A 20088-nucleotide genomic window follows, 5' to 3' on the forward strand; every position below is an offset into this window, starting at 1 on the left:
GGCGGCCGGTCAGCGCCCCGTCGGGCTCGCCGGAGCGGGGCGACCGGCCGCCCCCGCCTCCATCCAGTGGCAGGCCGTGGTCCCCGGCACGCCGGCGCACTCGTAGTTCCGCCCACCCAGGGACACCCGGTCGGCCAGGCCGGTGATGTCGGCGCGCGACATCAGGGTGCAGCCGAGATGGTCCGCCTTGGGGTCGGCCAGCACGGCCGCCGCCGCGGGGGCGCCGTCGTGCATCAGCATCCGGTAGTTCGCCAGGGACGGGCAGCCGATCACCTGTCCGCCGGCTGACCCGGCATTCTTCCTGTCCGAGGCGGCCTTGTCGTGCCCAGTCCGATCTTGGCTCGCCCGATCTTGGCCAGTCCGATCTTGGCCAGTCCGATCCTGGCCCGCGCGAGCCGGCGCCTTGGCCGCCGGCTGTCCCAGCGCCGGCACGGCGCAGAGCCCGAGCGCGAGGGTGGCGACGCGGAGTAGCATGCGTGTCATGCCTCGCCCCTAGCATGGACGCGGGCCGGTTTCGTACCTGCCGCGTCGCCGCGCCCGGGTTCCGTCAGGGGCTTCCAGTGGAGGCCGGGTCGGGGACCGGCGATGGTGCCGTCCCGGGGCACGCCAGCTCCCGGTTGTGTGATGGGGCGGGGACGGACATTCGGGCTTGACCGGGCGGCTGCCATCTGCGAGCGCCGCGGGCGGGACATCGAGAGGAGAGGTCATGGCGACGGCGATCGATAACGATCAGAAGCTCCATCTGGTCTTCGGTGGTGAGTTGCAGGACCTCGACGGCGTCCGGTTCCGGGACATCAAGGGCCTCGACATCGTCGGCATCTTCCCGGACTACGCCACCGCACAGGCCGCCTGGCGGGCCAAGGCGCAGGCCACCGTCGACAGCGCGCAGACGCGCTACTTCGTGGTCCACCTGCACCGGCTACTGGAGCCGCCGGTCGCCTGAGCTGGCCTCCGGCACCGGCCGGTCCGGGCGCCCGCCTGTGCGGCGCGCCCGTGAAGGCATTGTGACACCTTCGGCCCGCTGCTAAGAGCCTCGCCCGTCATCAGATCCATCCGGCCCGGTGCGGGCCGGTTTTCGGAGCGCGGCGCGAAGCGCGGCCGCGATTGGGCGGACGTCATGAAATCCTCGATCAAGATCATCGCCGGCAACGCGAGCCGGCCCTTGGCCGAGGCGATCGCCGCCTATCTCGAATTGCCGCTGGCCAAGTGCATGGTCCGGCGCTTCGCCGACATGGAGATCTTCGTCGAGCTCCAGGAGAACGTGCGCGGCGAGGACGTGTTCATCGTCCAGTCGACCTCGTTCCCGGCCAACGACCACCTGATGGAGCTGCTGATCATGATCGACGCCGCGCGTCGGTCATCGGCCCGGCGCATCACGGCGGTGATCCCGTATTTCGGCTACGCCCGGCAGGACCGGCGCACCTCGGGCCGGACCCCGATCTCGGCCAAGCTGGTGGCGAACCTGATCACCGAGGCCGGGGCCGACCGCGTCCTGACCCTCGACCTGCACGCCGGCCAGATTCAGGGCTTCTTCGACATCCCCACCGACAACCTGTTCGCCGCCCCCGTGATGGTGCGCGACATCAAGGAGCGGCTGCCGAGCGCCGACCGCATGGTGGTCTCGCCGGATGTCGGCGGCGTCGTGCGCGCCCGGGCCATCGCCAAGCGGATCGACTGCCCGCTGGCCATCGTCGACAAGCGCCGGGAGCGCCCGGGCGAATCCGAGGTGATGAACATCATCGGCGAGGTCGAGGGCCGCTCCTGCATCCTGGTCGACGACATCGTCGATTCCGGCGGCACCCTGGTCAACGCCGCCGAGGCCCTGCTCAACGCCGGCGCCAAGGACGTGTCGGCCTACATCACGCACGGCGTGCTCTCCGGCGGCGCGGTCTCGCGCATCGCCGCCTCGCGGATGAAGGAGCTGGTGATCACCGATTCGATCCAGCCGACGCAGGCCGTGAAGCTCGCCCGCAACATCCGGGTGGCGACCATCGCGCCGCTGCTCGGCGAGGCGATCGGCCGGACCGCCACCGAGGCCAGCGTTTCGAGCCTGTTCGACTGACCGCGCGGGTTCTCCGCGGAGACGCGCGGCATGTCTTCGACGCGCCGCACAGCCGGCGCAGCATTCGTCGCAGTTCCGGCGCGGGATTTCGGCGCTACCTCCCGGCTGCGGATGCATCGCGATCCGGGAGGGCGGGCCCTGGGCCGGACGACACTCATCGGCATCCACGGGCTCGCCAACAAGCCGCCCCGGGATGAGAAGGCCGCGTGGTGGCGCGCGGCGATCCTGGAAGGCCTCGCCCGCAATCGCGGCGCCGCGCCGCCCGAGGTGCCGTTCGCCTTCGTGTACTGGGCGGACCTGCGCTACCCGCAGCCCCTGGCCGGCGACCGCAACCGCGAGCCCTACGATGCCGAACCCGGCACTGGCCCGTTCCCGTCCCCGGACCCCGAGCAGGCCGAGCCGACGCTCACCGACCGGATCTATCGCGGCCTCTCGTACCTGGAGGAGGCCACCGGGTTCACCCCGGTCGACGACCTGATCCTGGAATACCGCCTCGACGACCTCTGGGGCTATCACGCGGACGCGGCGTTCCGGGCCGCAGCCCGCGCGCGCCTGCACGAGGCCCTGACCGAGACGGTCGACCGCGACGTGCTGATCGCCGCGCACTCGATGGGTGGGTTGATCGCCTACGACGTGCTCCGGGCCGCCGAGCGGGACGGGACTCCCCTGCCCCGCTGCACCCTGGTCACCCTCGGCTCGCCCCTGGGGCTCGCCGAGCTGAAGCTGAAGCTCGCGGACGAACACGGCGACCTGCGCGTGCCGGAGGCGGTCACGGCCTGGACCAACCTGATGGACCGCCAGGACATCGCCACGGTGGGCGACGACCTCGCCGAGACCTACCCGCCCAACGCCGCCGGAGTGCGGGTGCGGGACGTGCCGGTGATCAACGCCTACCGCAGGCCGGACGGCACCGAGAACCGGCACAAATCCTACGGCTACCTGCGGACCCCGGAATTCTCGGACGCCGTGGCGGCGTTCCTGGCCGCCACAGCCTGAGACAGGGCGGTGACCGCCGTCACAGCCGGCCCGGCACCGCCTCGCGCAGCACCCGCTCGGCGGCGGCGTCCTCGATCTTGTTGATCAGCCGGCTCGCCTCGTGCTCGTCGCGCAGGGTCTTGGCGAGGGTGAAGGTCGTGCCGGTGAGGAAGAGCGCCGCCATGGCGAGGTAGCCCTTGATCCAGATATCGGCGGGCAGGAAGAAGATCCCGATCGCCAGCATGGCGGCGGCGGCGGTGAAGCTCACCAGCGTGAAGGTCTTCCAGGCGGCGGTGTGGGGCATCTGCGGCATCATAGGTCGTGCTCCTGTGGCTCGGGTGGTTGCTCGGGTGGTTCTTCGGGTGGCGAACGGAACGACGGGTCAGGCCTGGGCCCGGAGGCGGTCGAGCACCGTCCGCGGGTCGGTGCGGGGACGGCCGTAGCCGGCGGCGTCGAGGGCGGCCTCGATCCCGGACGCCGCCTCGGCCTCCAGGCCCGCCAGGGCCTCGGCGGCATCCGCTTCGGCGGCCTGGGCCTCGCGCAGGCGCTCCAGCGTCCGCTCGGCCTCACCGAGGGCGCCCGCCGACAAGGCCGTGACCCGGCGCCCCTGGATCCCCGCCCGCCGCAGCGCCTCGGTGGTCCGGGCGGTCTGAAGGCCGCGGTCGAGGTCCCGAAGCCGGTCGCCGCCCTGCCCGACCAGGCGCTTCAGCCGCTCGATCTCGGCGCCGAAGCGGGCGGCGGCGGCTTGCCGGTCGGAGCGCTCGTCCACCAGGGCGGCGATGTGGATTGCCGCCTCGCTGCCGAGATCCGCGCGTCCGTCGGCGAGCGCCCGGCGCGCCCCGTCCGACAGGGTCTCGATCCGGGCGTCGATCGCGTCCAGCGCGCGGGCCTCGGCGGCGTGGTAGGCCATGGCGACGGCGAGTTCGCGCCGGGCCGTCGCCACAGCTCCGGCCGCCTCCCGGATCTGCTGGCGCAGGATCGTCACCGCGTTTGCGTCGTGGATCGCCTGGGCGTTGTCGGCGATCACGCCGCGCATCAGGAGGGAGAGGGTCCTCATCACGGTTCACCTCGGGGAGCGGCGCACCGGACCCTGTCCGGAATTTGTTGAACGCCGTTCATGAAAGACATAAGCACAGCCCGACGGGCCCGGCAAGGCATTAAATGAACGACGTTCAGAAAAAACTGAGGGGCCGCCCGCGCAAGGGGCAGACCGACCGCCAGGCGGATCGTCAGGCGCTGATCGCGGCCGCGGTGGCGATCCTGGACGCGGGCGGGCCGGGGGCACTCACCGCCCGTGCGGTCGCCGAGCGGGCCGGCACCGCGGTCGGCTCGGTCTACACGCAGTTCGACAGCCTGGAGCTGCTGCGGCTGGAGGCCAACGCCATCACGATGCGGCGCCTGCGGGACGCCCTGGCGGCGGCGCTTTCCGCCTGCCCGTCCCGGGAGACCGAAGCCCGGCTGCTGTGCCTGGCCGACGCCTACCTGGCGTTCGCGGCCGAGCACCATCCCGCCTGGGTGGCGATCTTCGAGCGGCGCACGGTGGCGGCGCCCGCCTCGGTCCAGGCCGACATCGCGGCCCTGTTCGGGGTCCTGGAGGGGGTGCTGCGCGATGGCGGCCAGCTCGCCGAGGCCGCGATTCCGGTGATGGCCCGGGCGCTCTGGTCGAGCGTCCACGGCATGACCTACCTGGCCGATCTCGGCGGCCTCGGGCCCCTCGGGGCGGCGGATGTCCGCCCGATGATCGACGCCCTGGTGCGGGCCGCGGTGCGGGGTTTTCCGTACGCCTGAACCCGTCCGCGATCAGGGTCTGGCTGGAACGGTCGGGTCTCCGCCCCGATGCCCCGCGAAAGGCCGAGTCCTTCGGGAGCCCGATCGTCCGGTCTCCTGGCGCTCACCACCCCGCGCACAATCTCCTGGATCGCGGCGTTCTGCTCTTCCATGGCGGCCGCGACCCCGACCGCGATGCTGCGCATCTCCTCGATGGTCTGGCCGACCTCGCCGACCGCCGCCACGGCCTGACGGGTCTCGCCCTGGATCCGGGCGATCTGGGTCGCGATCTCGTCGGTGGCCCGGGCGGTCTGCCCGGCCAGCGCCTTGCCCTCCGAGGCCACCACCGCGAAGCCGCGCCCGGCCTCGCCGGTGCGGGCCGCCTCGATGGTGGCATCGAGCGCCAGCAGGTTGGTTTGGCTGGCGATCGACGCGATCAGCCCGACCACGTCGCCGATCCGCTCGGTGCCGTCCGCGAGCGCCCGCGCGGTCGCCTCCCCCTGGCGGGTGGTCTCGGCCGCGCGTCCGACGACCTCCGAGGTGCGGTGCACCTGCCCGGCGATCTCCTGGACCGAGGCCGACATCTCCTCGGTGGCCGCCGCCGCGAGGCCCCGGCTCAGGTCGCCCCTTGGGCCTCGAAGGCCCGGGTCAGGCGGTCGAGCGCGTCGGCGCGGCGGACGGTCCCTTCGGCCCCCTCCGGAACGAAAATTTCACGCGGAGAGACGGTGCGACGTTACCATTACCGCGCCGTGAAGACCGCGCCGGGCCTTGCGCTTATCGGCATGAGGCTGTCCACTCGGCGCCAATAAAGCCCGCATCCGGACATGAAGCCGGCGGGCCAGGGAGGACACACATGGTGCGTGCGCTGCGGGCGAGGACGATTCCGGGACTCTGCCGTCACCTCTTCCGGGGCGGCCACGCCGCCCTGCTGCTGGCCGGGCTGGCGCTCGCCGCCCCGCTCGCTGTCCCGGCCCAGGCCGACGACGCCAAGGTCCGGATCAGCCGGCAGCCCGGCTTCGTCTACCTGCCGGCGGTGCTGGCCGAGCGGCACAAGCTGATCGAGAAGCAGGCCAAGACGGCCGGGCTCGGGGACGTCACGGTCGAGTGGGTGAACCTGACCAGCGGCGCAGCCGGCAACGACGCGCTGCTCTCGGGCAACATCGACATCGTCGACAGCGGCTCCACCAACATGCTGCTGCTGAACGACCGCACCCGCGGCGACGTGAAGGGGCTGTGTGGCGTCGGCAGCACGCCGATGCTGCTGCTCACCCGCAACCCGGACGTGAAGACGGTCGGCGACTTCTCCGGCAAGGACAAGATCGCCCTGCCCTCCGTGAAGGTCTCGTCCCAGGCGGTGCTGCTCCAGATCGCCGCCAAGAAGGCTTTCGGCCCCGATGGGGCGACCAAGCTCGATCCGCTCACCGTCCAGCTTGGCCATCCCGACGCGGTGGCGGCGCTGGCCAGCCCCCAGAACGAGGTCAACAGCCACTTCTCGCTGCCGCCGTTCCAGCAGCGCGAGCTCCAGGACCCGGCGATCCACGCGGTGCTCAACTCCTACGAGCTGGTCGGCGAGCCGGTGAGCAACGCGATCTTCTACGCCCGGACCGGCTGGTTCACCCGCAACCCCAAGCTCGCCGCCGCCATCGTGGCCGCCATCGACGAGGCGAATGCCGAGATCGCCAAGGACCCGCTCCAGGCCGCCAAGGACTACGTCGCCGCCACCAACGACAAGACGCCCCCCGAGACGCTGGTGGCGATCATGAAGGAGCCCGGCACCACCTTCTCCACCACCCCGTACGGGATCATGCTCCAGGCCCGGCACTTCTACGCGATGAAGACCATCAAGGCCGAGCCCAAGGATTGGAAGGACACGTTCTTCCCGATCGTGCACGGGCTGCCGGGGAAGTAGGGCGTCGGCCCGGACATTGTTGCCCGCTCCGGGCCGCGTTACGTTCGGGAGCGGGATTGGCGGCTACCGCCGATCCCTGGCATTCACCTGCTTGAGGTGTAGCCAAGCCCAGAGAGGAATGGCGAGGCGGAGCCGGAAGCTCCACCGCCATTCGCTTTTCTGGACCATGCCAGTACGATGACCATTCTCTGCACTCCCGGCCGCATCGGGCCGCGTGCGGCGTTCGCCGCTGGGTCGGTCAGGCTCACATCCGGTTTGTCGCCGGGGCTCGGGCTTCGGTTAATCGGCGCCCGGCGTCCCGAACTCGCGATTGCGCCCTTCCCCGGGCGGCCCTATAGTCGCTCATCCCCATTCGACAGCGTGAGACGGGACTTCTGGATCTGCATCCGGAGCCCGCGGCCCGGTGCCCGGCCCCCGTCCCGCCAGGCCGGAGCACGAGAGTACATGTCCCAGGGTCCGCTGATGCCGAAGGCGACCGCCGTCTGGCTGGTCGAGAACACCTCCCTGGCCTTCGAGCAGATCGCCGACTTCTGCAAGCTGCACCCGCTCGAGGTGAAGGGCATCGCCGACGGCGAGGTCGCGGCCGGCATCAAGGGGCTCGACCCGGTCTCCACCGGCCAGCTCACCCGCGACGAGATCGAGAAGGCCCAGAAGGCGCCTCACTACAAGCTCAAGCCGGCCGTCTCCAAGGTGAAGCTGCCTGAGGTGAAGCGCACCACCAAGGGCCCCCGCTACACCCCGCTGTCCCGCCGCCAGGACCGGCCCAACGCCATCCTGTGGCTGCTGCGCAACCACCCCGAGCTGAAGGATTCGCAGGTCATCCGCCTGGTCGGCACCACCAAGTCGACGATCCAGCAGATCCGCGAGCGCACCCACTGGAATTCCGGCTCGCTCCAGCCGATGGACCCGGTGACCCTGGGCCTGACCACCCAGATCAACCTCGACTTCGAGGTCCAGCGCGCGGCGGCCGACCGCCCGGCCGCGCTCGCGGCCGATTCCGGCGCCTCGCTGCTGCCCACCGAGGTCTCGACGGCCCCCGAAGCCGAGGACGCCGGCGAGCATGGCGGCCGTGAGGAGCGGATCGACGCCGATTCGGTCTTCGCCAAGCTCAAGGGCCGGCATCAGGGCGAGGACGACGAGGCGTAGGATCGGCGATCCGCGCCCCGCGCCCGCCGTGGGCGAGGGGCGCATCCGCGATGGGCGTCTCGGCAGGTGCGCCGACGTCCCTCCCCTTCTCCGGCGGGCAGGCCGAGGCCGTCAATCCGGGAGCGGCTTCCCGGTCGTCTCCGGCATGAACCACGGCACGATCAGCCCGATCGCGTAGACGCTCGACATGGTCAGGGCCGCGGCGGCCACGCCGCCCGACAGGGTGACGATCTGCCCGGCGATGATCGGGAAGATCCAGGCGATCAGTCGCGCACCGTTGAACACGGCGCTGGCTGCCGTCGCCCGCACCGCCGGGGTGAACAGTTCCACCAGGTAGATCGCCATCCACGAGAAGGCGAAGCCCAGGGTGAAGAACCCGTTCAGGAACGCGAGCCCCATGAAGGGCACCAGCCCGCCCGTCCAGAGATAGCAGGCGAGCGAGGTGACGATGCAGCCGGCATACGTGATCAGGAGGAAGGTGCGCCGCCCGACCGCATCCGCCACGAAGCCGGAGAGCAGGTAGGCGGTGATCGCCCCGACATTGTAGATGATGCCCATGCGCGGGCCCCACACGTTGGCGGGTTCGCCTGCGACCTTGGCCAGCCCCTCCGTGTAGGCCGGCAGCCAGGACGAGACCGCCCACCAGCCCACCGTCGTGGCGAACGACATCAGGGTGGCGAGCAGGACCCGCCGGCGGCTCTCGCGTTCCCGGAAGATCTCCGTCAGGGAGAACGGACGCCGTCCCCTGCGCTGCGTGCTCGCGGCGTCCTCGGCGGTGGCGGCCCAGCGCTGCTCGCGAAGGGCCTGCATCCACTGCTCGGACTCCTCCAGGGCGCGCCGGAGGTACAGGCAGACGAAAGCCGGAAGCGCCCCCAGCGCGAACATGATCCGCCACGATTCCGGGCCGAGCGGTTCGAAGGCGGCGAGCAGCGCCCAGACGATCGCGGCGAGCACCGCACCGCCGCCGAAGCCCGATTGCAGGAAGCCGCAGCCCTTCGGCCGGGCCCGGTTCGGCCAGGTCTCGGCGACCAGGGCGATGCCGGTGGACCATTCGGAGCCGATGGCGAGACCGGTGATGAACCGCAGGATCGCGAGCTGAGCGAAGCTCCCGGCAAACGCCGTCAGCCCCGTGAACAGGGCGTATCCGAGGATGGACAGCATCATCATGCGCTTGCGGCCGATGTAGTCGGCCGCGATTCCGCCCATCAGCCCGCCGAGCCCCCAGCCCAGGAGGGTAATCCCGATCGCCGCCCCCACGTAGAAGGCCGGCGCCTGGGCCTGCTCGGGGGTGAGGAGCGATCCGAGGGCCGGGCGGAGCGCGTAGACCAGGGCGACCGCCTCGTAGCCGTCGAAGATCCAGCCGAGATAGCTGCCCCAGAGAATGCGCCAGTGCCGCCGGGTCAGGCCGGCGTGCCAGGGTGCGTTGGCCCCATCGGGTAGCCGGACATCGCCCCCACGCATCGCTCGCGCCCTCCCGGTGGGACCGCAACCGACGCGGCCCCCTCCCCGGCAGGTATACAGGTCGCCGCCGCCGCGTCGGCGCGTGCAGAGGCTTGGGTGACACTATTCGTGTCGTGCTGCGCCATATTCGCACCACGCCGTGCAGTCTCCGGGCTGCGCCGAGGCCCGGCTCAGCGGGCCGCGTCGAAGGCGCCCAGGAAGGTCGTCAGGTTCTCCGGCAGGGCCGCGCAGAGGTAGCCGCCCTCCTGGACGATCGCGGTGGGTAGCCCGGCGCGTGCGATTCGCTGCGCCGCCGCGGCGAAGCCCGCTCCGGTCACCGTGAGGACGCCGATCGGGTCGTCCGCCGCGGCGTCGAGGCCCAGGGCCACCACGAAGCCCCGCGGCCGGAACGCCGCGATCGCCGCGAGCCCGGCCTCCACGGCGGCGAGCCAGGGCGCGTCGCCAGAGCCCGGCGGCAGCGGCAGGTTGCGGTTGAGGCCGGCGCCGGGCCCCGCCCCGGCCTCGTCGGCATATCCGGCAAAGAATGGGAAGTAGTCCGACGGGTCGGCGTGGACCGAAACGGTAAGCACGTCCCCGCGGGCATAAAAAATCCCCTGCGTGCCGTTGCCGTGGTGCACGTCGATGTCGAGGATCGCCACGGGGCCGCCCCCGGCCGCCCGCATCCGCTCCGCCGCGATCGCGCTGTTGTTGAGGAAGCAGAAGCCGCCGGCCGAATCCGCGTAGGCATGGTGGCCGGGCGGCCGGCACAGCGCGTAGGCGTGGCCGACCGCAAGGGCCGCGTCGGCGGCCGCGACGGCGCATTGCGCCGCGCCGTAGACCGCCGCCCAGGTTCCGGCCCGGATCGGCGTCGAGGTGTCGGCGGTGTAGAGCCCGGCGAGCCCGAGCAGGCCGGCGGGCGTCCGGTGCATCTGCGGGCGCGCGAAGCTGCCCGTGAGGATTTCGTCGGCCACCCCCGGGATCTCCGACCGGCGTGCCCAGGCCTCGGCCAGGAACGCGAGGTAGCCGGGATCGTGCACCGCCCGGATCGGGTCGAGGCCGTGATCGGCGGGCTCCGCGAGGGCGTGGCCGCCGTCCCGGGCCGCTTCGTGCAGGATCGCGTAGCGCGAGGCCTGCTCGGGATGCGGGATCGGCGTGCCCCGCCGCAAATACTGGTCGGGATCGTGCCGGGCGGAGGCGGCGGTGTGGAAGACGCGCATGGGGGCAGGTTAGGCGCAGCTTTGCGCCGCGTCACCCCGGCTCGGTCCGCGGTGCCGGCGGTGTCGCGCCCGGTGGGCCCGATGCACCAGGGCTCTGCGCACCAGGGCTCTGCCTTGGTCCCGCGAAAGGTCTCGCCCGTTCGAAGCCGGGATTTCCGGGGATCAGGACGTATGCGGCCTCATCCGTGGCGCCTGTAGGCGGGCTCGTCGGCGTCGGGGCTGTCGACGAGCCGGCTCGCCAGGACGGGCGTCTCGGCCGCGATCTCGCGGAGCAGGGTCGGCACCCGGGCCCAGGGCTCGGTGACGGCGTGGGCGTCCCGCCGGCCGGTGGCCCGCTCCTGACCGCCGGCCACGAGGACGTCCGGCCAGCGCGCGCAGAACGCCTTTACGCAGGCCGGGTCGAAATGGCGGCCGCTGTCGGCCCGGATGCAGGCCAGCGCCGCCTCGAACGGCATCGCCTCCTTGTAGGGGCGCTGCGTGGTCAGGGCGTCGAACACGTCCGCCACGGCGACGATCCGGGCCGCCAGGGGGATCGCGTCGCCCGCGAGCCCCTTCGAGTAGCCGCTGCCGTCCCACTTCTCGTGATGCGCCTCGGCGATCTCGGCGGCCAGCCGGATCAGCTCGGAGGAACTGCCGCCCAGGATGCGCTGGCCGATGGTCGCGTGCGTCTTGATCAGGGCGAACTCGTCCGGATCGAGCCGGCCGGGCTTCAGCAGGATGCCGTCCGGGATGGCGACCTTGCCGACATCGTGCAGCGGCGCGGCGAGGTACAGGTTGCGGCAGGCCTCCGCCGGCAGGCCGAGCGCCTCGGCCACGATCTGGCTGTAGCGGGCGACCCGCCAGGTGTGGTCGCCGGTGTCGTTGTCGCGATACTCCACGGCCAGCGACAGGCGGAAGATGATCTCCTCCTCGCGCTCGCGCATGTGCCGCAGGGCCGCCTCGACCTCGCCGTCGAGCCAGGCGGCCTGCTCGGCCAGCCGCCGCACCGCCTTGGCGAGGCGGATCAGGTTGCGCAGCCGAACGGTCTGCTCGATGCCGCGCATGGACTTGTCGAGGAAGTCGGTCGCCCCGGCCTCGAGCGCGGCGAGCCGCACCGCGTCGGAGATGTCGCTGGTCACCATCGCGATCGGCACCTGCGCGTAGTGCGGGATGGTGCGCATGCGCTGGATGAACGCGATCCCGTCCATGGCCGGCATGTGGTAGTCGACCAGCACGATGTCGAAGGCGCGCATCTGCGCCTCCACGAGGGCGGCGGCCGGGTCGGCGTAGTCGGTCACGCTGACGTCGGGCTTGGCCTCCAGCATCTGGCGCAGGCGCAGGCGCATGGTTGCGCTGTCGTCAACCAGGAGCGCGTCCATCATGGCGTCTCGCCTCGCTCGGCGGTCCGGATGCAGGACGGGCGGGGCGTCGGCGCCGCGATCACGGCAGCCCGCGGGCGCCGGGAGCCGCGGGTCTCCGACGTCGGATCCGGAGGGCTGGAAGCGGTCATGATCCGATCCGGTGACGATCGCGGGTGACGGTGCCGTCCGCGATCGGGGAAGTCTCGGCGGTGATGCGATACATTTGGAATAGTGCACGTTAAAGGGGAGTAAATGATTTCGCCCTCGCGCTCTTAGATTATAACTTGATATGCGTCAGTAAATATCAGATTGAGGTTGGATTGACGCAGTCTTTTATGAATCGAGAACGTAATATTTCAGAATTAGTAGTGCGATTACAAATGATATCGACCGATAAAAATGTCGATCCGGTGCCTGTGTTGATTCTGCGGTGTCCGATCCCCCGTTGCGCCGCTCCGGTTGCCGACGCGGCTTCGGGCGACGCGGCCTCCGGCGGTCGCTGACACGCGTGCCGGGCGACGCTACCGTCCCGCGCCGTCGCTGCGGGACCAAGGCGCCCGGTGGTGCCGCTGCTGAGAGGGGCCTTCGGCGATGATGCGGTTCGATCTCACCGACCTCGGCCTGTTCCGGCACGTGGTCGAGGCCGGCTCGATCACCCACGGGGCGGCGCGGGCGAACCTCGCCCTGGCGGCCGCCTCGACGCGGATCCGGATCATGGAGGATTCGCTGGGCGCCGCGCTCCTCACCCGAGGACGGCAGGGCGTCAGCCCGACCCCGGCGGGGCGCACGCTCCTGGCCCATGCAAGGGAGATCCTGGCCGGCGTCGAGCGCCTGCGCGAGGAGATGGCGGTGTTCTCGGGCGGCGCGGCCGGGCAGATCCGGGTGCTTGCCAACACCAACGCGCTGACCGAGTTCCTGCCCGACGCGCTCTCGGCCTTCCTGGCCGGCCATCCCGGGATCGGCGTCGAGATCGACGAGCGCACCTCCGAGGAGATCGTCGGGCTGGTGGCCGAGGGCGCGGCCGATCTCGGCATCCTGTCCGGCACGGTCGATACCGGCTCGCTCCAGACCTTCCCGTTCCGGGAGGACCGGTTCGTGCTGGTGGCGGCCCGGGACCATCCCCTGGCGGCGCGGGCCGACATCCCCTTCGTGGAGGTGCTCGGCCACGACCTGGTCGGCCTCGACCGGCGCAGCGCCATCAGCCGGTTCCTGGTCGCCCAGGCAGTGCGGGAGGGGCGGCCGATGCGTCTGCGGGTGCAGTTGCGCGGCTTCGATGCCGTCTGCCGTCTGGTCCAGGCCCGGGTCGGGCTCGCGGTGCTCCCCGAGAGCGCCGCCGCCCGGGCGGCTCAGGGCCTCGCCATCGCGGTGGTGCCGCTCTCCGATCCGTGGGCCCGTCGCGACCTGACCCTGTGCCTGCGCGACCTCGACGGCCTGCCGCCGTTCATGCGCGCCTTCGTGGCGCAGCTGCGGGGCTGAAGCGTCGTCCCGAGTCCATCGATCCTGATGTGATCGGCGAAATCGCGGTAGGTTGCGCGCCCGGTCTTCGAAGGCCGATTCTCCGATGTCCCGCACATCGGAGCGGTGCCGGGATCAGCACAGCAGGAGGTACCGTGAACCGTTTGCTCTCCCGGGGCGGCATCGCCCTCCTTCTCGCCATGGGACTTCCGGGTGCGGTGGAACAGGCGCACGCCGCATCGTCCGCGATGAACAGGGTCGCGTTCGCGTGTCCCGCGGGGCGGACGCTCACGGTCGAGTTCGACACCGCCGACCTGAACGGGCCGGCCGTCGTTCACCCGCCCGCCGGCCCGTCGGTCACCTTGCCGGTCGAGCCGCACGCGGATGGGATCCAGTACGGAGACGCGAGCCATGAGCTGCGCGGCAAGGGGCGCACCGTCACCTGGACGGAGGCGGGCAAGCCCCCTCTCACCTGCACGGAAGTCCGCTCCGGCAAGTAGCGCCCGGCAAGTAGCACCTTGCAAGTAGCACCTTGCAAGTAGCACCCGGCAAGGAACGCTCAGCAAGGAACGCTGAGCAAGTCAAAACCCAACCGGAGCGGGCGCCGCTATCGAGCCGAGGAAGATCCGGGCCGGGCGGTAGATCCGCTAAGATGCAGCAATTCAATCAGAAGATGAGCATGCCGCCGGAGCCTGCGCGGCAGCGTAAACGTATGTTTCCGGGGTCGCGAAAAATTACGTACGTGCTTTACAGGGTTCCCGATCGCTATCATTCATGCGTTTTCGCGCGTTCAGGTTCTGGCGCGGCCGCAGGACGACTTTCAGATGACAGCAATGGGCAGCGCGGTGGAAACCTGCGACGTGGCCGTGGTGGGGGCCGGGCTGGCCGGGAGTTGCCTCGCCGGGGCGCTCGCCCGCGCCGGGACCCGGGTCACGCTGATCGACGCTCAGGCCGAGCGCGGTGAGGCACGCCGCGACTTCCGGGCGGAGAAATTCGGGGCCGACCAGATGGCGCTGTTCGAGGGCCTCGGCTTCGGCCGGGCGCTCGCCGCCTGCACGACGGCGACCGAGGAGGTCGCGGTGGTGCGCTACGGCCGCCTCGCCTACCGGGAGGCCTCCCGCGAATGGGGCGCGCATTATCCGGTGCTGGTCGGGGCCGCCCGGGCCGCCCTGCCGGAGGGGCTGCTGACCCCCGGCCGGGTCGCCGATTTCGACCTCGGGCCGGATCGCCAGATGCTCTCCCTGAGCGACGGCCGCCGGATCGAGGCGCGCCTGGTCGTGCTCGCCACCGGGCTCGGGCAGGCGCTGCTGGCCAAGGCCGGCATCACCAAGCGGGCGCTGAGCCCGCGTCACTCGCTGGCGGTCGGCTTCGACATGGCGGCGCCCCGGGCCGCCTTCCCGTTCCCGGCCATGACCTACTTCTCCGAGGGGTTCGGCGGCCGCGACGCCTACCTGACCCTGTTCCCGATCGGGGACGTGATGCGGGCCAACCTGTTCTGCTACCGCGATCCCGGCGAGCCGTGGGTCGCGGCCCTGCGCCGGGACCCGGAGGCGGTCCTGCGGGCGATGATGCCCCGCCTCGCGCGGCACTGCCCGGACCTGTCGGTGTCCGGCCCCCTCGAAGTCCGGCCGATCGACCTCGCCCGGGCCGACGGGGTGGAGCGCGACGGGCTGGTGCTGATCGGCGACGCCTTCCAGACCGCCTGCCCGATCCCGGGTACCGGGATCGGCAAGCTGCTGACCGATGCCGACCAGCTCGCGCGGGTCCACGTGCCGGCCTGGCTCGCGACCCCCGGCATGGGCCGGGACAAGATCGCCGGCTTCTACGCCGACCCGGTCAAGCAGGCCTGCGACGCCCGCAGCCTGCGCGCCAGCGTCTACGCCCGCGGCCTCGCCGTGGAGACGGGCGCGCTCTGGCGGGCCCGGCGCCTGCGCAACCGCGTCGCCCGCACGGCGATTCGCCTGGTCAAGGATGGGCCGCGGGCCGCCGCGGCCTTGGCACCCGGGTTGCTGCCGATGGGGCTGTAACGTTCGGCGTCGTCGGGGCACCACCCTGACAACCCGCCGAAGGGCTCGCCCTTTGGAAACCAGATCCCGCGCCGCAGGTCTTCGTCGCGGCGCGGCCATGGGGTAGCGTCGCGCTGATTCCGCCGGGGGGCGGAGGAGGTTTGCGCATGCCGATCGAGACCGTGGACGCCGCCGGGAGCCGGAGGGGCGCCGACCTGCTGCTGGATGTGCTGCGCTCGGAGGGCGTGCGCTACATCTTCGGCAATCCCGGCACCACCGAATTGCCGCTGATCGACGCGCTCACCGAGGCGCAGGACATCGGCTATATCCTGGCCCTGCAGGAGGCGACCGCGGTGGCGATGGCCGACGGCTACGCGCAGGGCGCGCGCCGGCCCGCCTTCCTCAACCTGCACACCGCCGGCGGCCTCGGCCACGGCATGGGTGCGCTGTGGAACGCCCAGGTCAGCGGCACGCCGCTCGTGGTGACGGCCGGGCAGCAGGACCTGCGCCACGCCCTGTCCGACCCGCTGCTGATGGGCGACCTCGTCGCCATCGCCGACCCGGTGGTGAAGTGGGCGCGCGAGGTCACGAGCCCGGACCAGATCCCGGTGCTCCTGCGCCGGGCCTTCCACGATTGCGGCGCCGCCCCGTCCGGTCCGGTCTTCCTGTCCCTGCCGATGGACGTCATGGAGGCGATGACCACGACCCCGGCGGGCGAGACCTCGACCATCGACCAGCGGGCGGTGGCGGGCTCCCTCGATCGCCTGGCCGAGAAACTTGCCGCCATCGCGCCCGGCCGCCTGGCGCTGATCGCCGGCGACGAGATCGACGCCTCGGACGCCTCCGCCCAGATGGTGGCGCTCGCCGACCTGCTGGCCGCGCCGGTCTACGGCTCGTCCTGGCCGGCCCACATCCCGTTCCCCACCGCCCACCCGCTCTGGGCCGGCAACCTGCCGACCCGGGCCGACGCCATCGCCGACCTCCTCGGGCGCTACGACGCGGTCTTCGCGCTCGGCGGCAAGTCGCTGATCACCATCCTGTACTCGGAGGTCTCGGCGGTGCCGCCGGGGACGCAGGTGTTCCAGCTCTCCGCGGATGTCCGCGACCTCGGGCGCACCTACGCCACCAGCCTGTCCACGGTGGGCGACATCCAGGCCTCCCTGAACGCGCTGCTGCCGCTGCTGGCGCCGCGCGTGGCCGACCGGACCGGCGCCTTCGCGGAGTTGCGCGCGGCGGCGACGACGGCCCAGGCCGAGCGCCGGGCGCAACTCGCCGCCTCGGCGGACGCCGCCTTCGACGATCCGGTGATCGCCCCCCTGGTCGCCGCCCGCGAGGTGGCCCGGGCCGTGGGGGCGCAGACCACGATCATCGACGAGGCGCCCGCGACCCTGACCCACCTGCGCACGTTCCTGAACAGCAACTCCGTCCACCAATACGCCGCGATGCGCGGCGGCGTGCTCGGCTGGGGCATGCCGGCCGCGGTCGGTTTTTCCCTCGGCATCGACCGCGCCCCCGTGGTCTGCGTCGTGGGCGACGGGGCGGCCATGTACTCGCCCCAGGCACTCTGGACGGCCGCGCACGAAAAGCTGCCGGTCACCTTCGTGGTGATCAACAACGCCGAGTACAACATCCTGAAAAACTTCATGAAGGGGCAGGCGCACTACGCCTCGGTGCGCGCCAACCGCTTCATCGCCATGGATCTCACCGACCCGCGCGTCGACTACCTGGCGCTGGCCACCTCCATGGGGGTGCCGTCGCGGCGGGTGACCCGGGCCGCCGACATCGCCCCGGCGATCGAGGCCGGGATCCGGTCAGGGGGCGCCAACCTCGTGGAGGTGGTGGTCCGGGCGAGCTGACCGGGGGCGCCCGGGGGCATCGACCCCGAACACGGGCGGAGTCCGAGGGCCCGGCAGCCGATTGACGGCGCTTGCCGGGCCTCCAATGACTGTCTGGACCGACATGCGAGGTCCGGCATGCGCATGCCGGCCTTCGCCGGCCCCATCCTGCCGATCGATACCGCGATCGCGCGGCGCCCAACTTCACGTCCCCGATCCCAGGCGCGAGCACGATGCTCGGATCGCGGCGACCGACCTCGCTCACGACCTGACGATCGTCACCCGCAACAGCGCCGATTTCGCCGCGACCGGCGTGACGCTGCTCAACCCATGGCGTTAGGGCAGGCCCCTCCAACGGGATGGGCAAGTCTTGAGGGCAGGGCAAGGGGCCCGGTGGGCTCTACTCCAGCCCCGGGATCGGCACCCCGAAGGCGGCGGCCAGCAGCACCATGTTGAGGCCGAGCACCAGGGCCGCCCCGGCCATGGCGGCGGCCTGGGTCAGGGGGCCGTTGGCGAAGGCGCCCATCACGCTGCGGCGGCGGGTGAACACCACCAGAGCCACCATCGGCACCGGCAGGGCGAGCGACAGCACCACCTGGGACAGCACCAGGGCCCGGGTCGGGTCGACGCCGATCGCCACCACGACGAAGGCCGGAAGCATGGTCACCAGCCGCCGGACGATGAGCGGGATGTGCCAGCCGGTGAAGCCCTGCATCACCATCTGGCCGGCGAGCGTGCCCACCACCGAGGAGGAGATCCCGGAGGCCAGCAACGACACCAGGAAGGCAGCCCCGGCCGCCGGCCCGAGCAGGGGGGTCAGGGTGCGATAGGCCTGGTCGATCTCGGCGACCTCGCTGTGGCCGGCATGGAAGGCGGCGGCCGCCATGATCACCATCGCCATGTTGACGAGGCCCGCCAGCAGCAGCGCCACCACCACCTCGCGGTTCGAGAAGCGCACGAGCAGGCGCCGGTCGGCGTCGTTGCGGGGGCTGCCCCGCCCCTGGGTCAGGCCCGAATGCAGGAACAGGGCGTGCGGCATCACGGTGGCGCCGATGATCCCGACCGCGATGGTCAGCGCCTGCGCGTCGGGGATCCGCGGGGTGACGAGACCCTTGGCGGCGTCGGCCCAGTCCACCGGGGCGATAGCGAGCTCGACCGCGTAGCAGAGGCCGATCGTGCCGACCATCACGCCGATCGCGATCTCCAGCGGCCTAAAACCCTCCTGCTCCAGCAGCAGGATCGCGTAGGTGACGATCGCGGTGACCGCCATGCCGGCCATCAGCGGCATGCCGGTGAGCAGCGACAGCCCGATCGCGCCGCCCAGGAACTCGGCGAGGTCGGTGGCCATGGCGGCGACCTCGCTGATGCCCCACAGGCCGAGCCGCACCGGCAACGGCGTCGCGTCGCGGCAATGCTCCGCGAGGTTCTTGCCCGTGACGATCCCGAGCTTGGCCGAGAGCGCCTGGAACAGCATCGCGGTGATGTTGGCGAGCAGCACCACCCAGAGCAGGCCGTAGCCGTAGCGGGCGCCGGCCTGGATGTTGGTCGCGAAGTTGCCGGGGTCCATGTAGGCGATCGACGCCGTCACGGCGGGGCCCACGAACAGCAGGAACCGGCCGCGGCCGCCCGGCCGCCCGTCGAGCGTGTCGCGGATCGCCTGCTCCGTGCGCCGGCTCATCCTGCCGAGCGCAGGGCCCGCCGGTGCCGGAGGTACCGTTCCCGTCGGCGTACGTCCCTCGGGCATCTGGCCCCCCGGGACCGTCGCCGCATCCGGCGTTGCCATGCCTCACCCTTCTCTCAAAAATATAGCTTGGGCTATATTCAAGGGATCGGCCGCGTGTTTCAAGGGGGCATTTAAGACAGGCCCGCAACCGCGTCGCGGGACTCCCCTCCCCGGGGCGGATTTTGCTAACAAGGGTCGGGCGGCGCCGGGGGGCGGCGAGAGGGAGAGCCGATGCAGGAACCGTCCGAGCCGCGTGCCTCCGAAACCCAGGGCCTGCCCGAGACCGCGCTGGTCGATCCCGAGCGGCACGTGGAGAGCTTCCGCCAGGCCCGCGAGGCCCGGCGCTCCGAACTCGTCGAGGATTACGTCGAACTGATCGACGACCTGATCGGTGACGGCGGCGAGGCGCGCCAGGTCGACATCGCCGCCCGCCTCGGCGTGGCCCAGCCGACCGTCGCCAAGATGCTCAAGCGGCTGTGCGAGGACGGCTTCGTCCAGCAGCGGCCCTATCGCGGCGTGTTCCTCACCGAGGCTGGCCGCCGGCTGGCCGCCCAGGCGCGCGAGCGCCACCGCATCGTCGAGCGCTTCCTGTGCACCCTCGGGGTCAGCCCCGAGACCGCCCGGCGGGATGCCGAGGGGATCGAGCACCACGTCAGCGCCGAGACCCTGGCGGCGTTCCGCGCCTTCGTGGAGGGGCGGGAGGAGATCTGATCGGAGACCGGGCGCATAGCGTGCGATGCGGGACGGCGTATCGTGTGTGTCGCTGCCGCCGGCCGGCGAACTCGGCCGCGTCCTGCGGGCGGTCTCGGGCGATGACGACGTGCCGGTCCCGGGCGGGCACGACAGGCACGTCGCCGCCGTCTATGCCGACGGCGAGGCCTTCGAGGTCGAGTTCACGGAGCCGTTCGACATGCCGGCGACGGTCGAGGCGGGCGGCGTGTGCCCGGTAGAGCGGGTGGTCGGGTGACCGATCCGGACGGTTGGCCGTCCCGCTTCCTCGCCACCCTGGTCAAGGTCACCGCAGACTTGCTCAATCCGAGCCACCGGGACGGGGCCGCGAATTGTCGCTTCCTCGCCGCATGCGGATTCACGCCGGGTGATCCGGACGCCCTGATCGATGCGCCGTTCGATCACGGCCGACGTCCGGATGTGCGCGGATTCCTATCGGGCCATCGAGCCGTCTTTCGAGGGCCCTCTCGCTGCCCGTCCCGGC

20 protein-coding genes are annotated in these 20088 nt (G+C 71.5%); 12 read left to right on the plus strand and 8 right to left on the minus strand.

The window, feature by feature from the left end; translation table 11 throughout:
- Positions 1-9 precede the first annotated feature (9 nt).
- Positions 10-483, minus strand: a complete 474-nt coding sequence (locus AC0IY0_RS19140; RefSeq protein ID WP_471765008.1) for a hypothetical protein — start codon at positions 481-483, stop codon at positions 10-12.
- Positions 484-706: 223 nt separating this feature from the next.
- Here AC0IY0_RS19140 and AC0IY0_RS19145 point away from each other — a divergent pair, with 223 nt between their 5' ends.
- The 3 genes from AC0IY0_RS19145 to AC0IY0_RS19155 all read left to right on the plus strand — a co-directional run bounded on the left by AC0IY0_RS19145 (position 707) and on the right by AC0IY0_RS19155 (position 3058).
- On the plus strand, positions 707-943 hold the full coding sequence (locus AC0IY0_RS19145) for a DUF4170 domain-containing protein (RefSeq protein WP_147939526.1): 237 nt from the start codon (positions 707-709) through the stop codon (positions 941-943).
- 174 nt (positions 944-1117) lie between these two features.
- On the plus strand, positions 1118-2062 hold the full coding sequence (locus AC0IY0_RS19150) for a ribose-phosphate pyrophosphokinase (protein ID WP_147907828.1): 945 nt from the start codon (positions 1118-1120) through the stop codon (positions 2060-2062).
- 111 nt (positions 2063-2173) lie between these two features.
- The gene (locus AC0IY0_RS19155; protein ID WP_471765102.1) at positions 2174-3058 is read left to right on the plus strand and encodes a hypothetical protein; all 885 of its coding nucleotides are present in this window, start codon (positions 2174-2176) and stop codon (positions 3056-3058) included.
- Positions 3059-3077: 19 nt separating this feature from the next.
- On the opposite strand, the gene AC0IY0_RS19160 is transcribed toward AC0IY0_RS19155, so the two are convergent.
- Both AC0IY0_RS19160 and AC0IY0_RS19165 read right to left on the minus strand, forming a co-directional pair.
- Positions 3078-3353: a YiaA/YiaB family inner membrane protein gene (locus AC0IY0_RS19160; RefSeq protein WP_007563059.1), complete on the minus strand. Its 276-nt coding sequence runs from the start codon at positions 3351-3353 to the stop codon at positions 3078-3080.
- A 66-nt stretch (positions 3354-3419) separates the two neighbouring features.
- Positions 3420-4094 (minus strand): PspA/IM30 family protein, encoded by a 675-nt coding sequence (locus AC0IY0_RS19165; RefSeq protein WP_147907829.1) that lies wholly within the window; start codon positions 4092-4094, stop codon positions 3420-3422.
- Between the two features lie 104 nt (positions 4095-4198).
- On the opposite strand from AC0IY0_RS19165, the gene AC0IY0_RS19170 reads away from it, so the two are divergent.
- Entirely contained in the window at positions 4199-4825 is a 627-nt protein-coding gene (locus AC0IY0_RS19170) for a TetR/AcrR family transcriptional regulator (protein WP_471765011.1), read from the plus strand.
- Here the strand turns inward: AC0IY0_RS19170 and AC0IY0_RS19175 are convergent.
- Complete coding sequence (locus tag AC0IY0_RS19175) at positions 4720-5388, minus strand: methyl-accepting chemotaxis protein (protein WP_471765013.1); 669 nt, start codon at positions 5386-5388, stop codon at positions 4720-4722. The genes AC0IY0_RS19170 and AC0IY0_RS19175 overlap by 106 nt on opposite strands.
- 269 nt (positions 5389-5657) lie before the next feature.
- On the opposite strand from AC0IY0_RS19175, the gene AC0IY0_RS19180 reads away from it, so the two are divergent.
- Together AC0IY0_RS19180 and AC0IY0_RS19185 are read left to right on the plus strand one after the other, a co-directional pair.
- Entirely contained in the window at positions 5658-6713 is a 1056-nt protein-coding gene (locus AC0IY0_RS19180) for an ABC transporter substrate-binding protein (protein ID WP_471765014.1), read from the plus strand.
- 444 nt (positions 6714-7157) lie between these two features.
- Positions 7158-7859, plus strand: coding sequence for a DUF1013 domain-containing protein (locus tag AC0IY0_RS19185; RefSeq protein ID WP_147907832.1), 702 nt, complete (start codon positions 7158-7160; stop codon positions 7857-7859).
- Between the two features lie 111 nt (positions 7860-7970).
- On the opposite strand, the gene AC0IY0_RS19190 is transcribed toward AC0IY0_RS19185, so the two are convergent.
- The 3 genes from AC0IY0_RS19190 to AC0IY0_RS19200 form a co-directional block, all read right to left on the minus strand.
- The gene (locus AC0IY0_RS19190; RefSeq protein WP_147907833.1) at positions 7971-9320 is read right to left on the minus strand and encodes an MFS transporter; all 1350 of its coding nucleotides are present in this window, start codon (positions 9318-9320) and stop codon (positions 7971-7973) included.
- 170 nt (positions 9321-9490) lie between these two features.
- The gene (locus AC0IY0_RS19195; RefSeq protein WP_471765016.1) at positions 9491-10516 is read right to left on the minus strand and encodes a histone deacetylase family protein; all 1026 of its coding nucleotides are present in this window, start codon (positions 10514-10516) and stop codon (positions 9491-9493) included.
- 179 nt (positions 10517-10695) lie between these two features.
- The gene (locus AC0IY0_RS19200) at positions 10696-11874 is read right to left on the minus strand and encodes an HD domain-containing phosphohydrolase (RefSeq protein WP_471765103.1); all 1179 of its coding nucleotides are present in this window, start codon (positions 11872-11874) and stop codon (positions 10696-10698) included.
- A 573-nt stretch (positions 11875-12447) separates the two neighbouring features.
- Between AC0IY0_RS19200 and AC0IY0_RS19205 the strand changes: the two genes are divergently transcribed.
- From AC0IY0_RS19205 to AC0IY0_RS19220, 4 genes are all read left to right on the plus strand, one after another.
- On the plus strand, positions 12448-13332 hold the full coding sequence (locus tag AC0IY0_RS19205; RefSeq protein ID WP_147907836.1) for a LysR family transcriptional regulator: 885 nt from the start codon (positions 12448-12450) through the stop codon (positions 13330-13332).
- 134 nt (positions 13333-13466) lie between these two features.
- Complete coding sequence (locus AC0IY0_RS19210; RefSeq protein WP_471765018.1) at positions 13467-13811, plus strand: MliC family protein; 345 nt, start codon at positions 13467-13469, stop codon at positions 13809-13811.
- 324 nt (positions 13812-14135) lie between these two features.
- Positions 14136-15338: an FAD-dependent oxidoreductase gene (locus tag AC0IY0_RS19215; protein ID WP_147907838.1), complete on the plus strand. Its 1203-nt coding sequence runs from the start codon at positions 14136-14138 to the stop codon at positions 15336-15338.
- A gap of 146 nt (positions 15339-15484) precedes the next feature.
- A complete protein-coding gene (locus tag AC0IY0_RS19220; protein WP_471765019.1) occupies positions 15485-17173 on the plus strand; it encodes a thiamine pyrophosphate-binding protein in 1689 nt (562 codons plus the stop codon).
- Positions 17174-17552: 379 nt separating this feature from the next.
- Here the strand turns inward: AC0IY0_RS19220 and AC0IY0_RS19225 are convergent, their stop codons facing one another.
- On the minus strand, positions 17553-18935 hold the full coding sequence (locus tag AC0IY0_RS19225) for an Nramp family divalent metal transporter (RefSeq protein WP_147907840.1): 1383 nt from the start codon (positions 18933-18935) through the stop codon (positions 17553-17555).
- Positions 18936-19106: 171 nt separating this feature from the next.
- Between AC0IY0_RS19225 and mntR the strand changes: the two genes are divergently transcribed.
- Both mntR and AC0IY0_RS19235 read left to right on the plus strand, forming a co-directional pair.
- Positions 19107-19586: a manganese-binding transcriptional regulator MntR gene (mntR, locus tag AC0IY0_RS19230; protein WP_147907841.1), complete on the plus strand. Its 480-nt coding sequence runs from the start codon at positions 19107-19109 to the stop codon at positions 19584-19586.
- Positions 19587-19632: 46 nt separating this feature from the next.
- Positions 19633-19842, plus strand: coding sequence for a hypothetical protein (locus AC0IY0_RS19235; protein WP_471765021.1), 210 nt, complete (start codon positions 19633-19635; stop codon positions 19840-19842).
- Positions 19843-20088: the final 246 nt, after the last annotated feature.

The organism is Methylobacterium sp. AC315 (assembly GCF_979253755.1).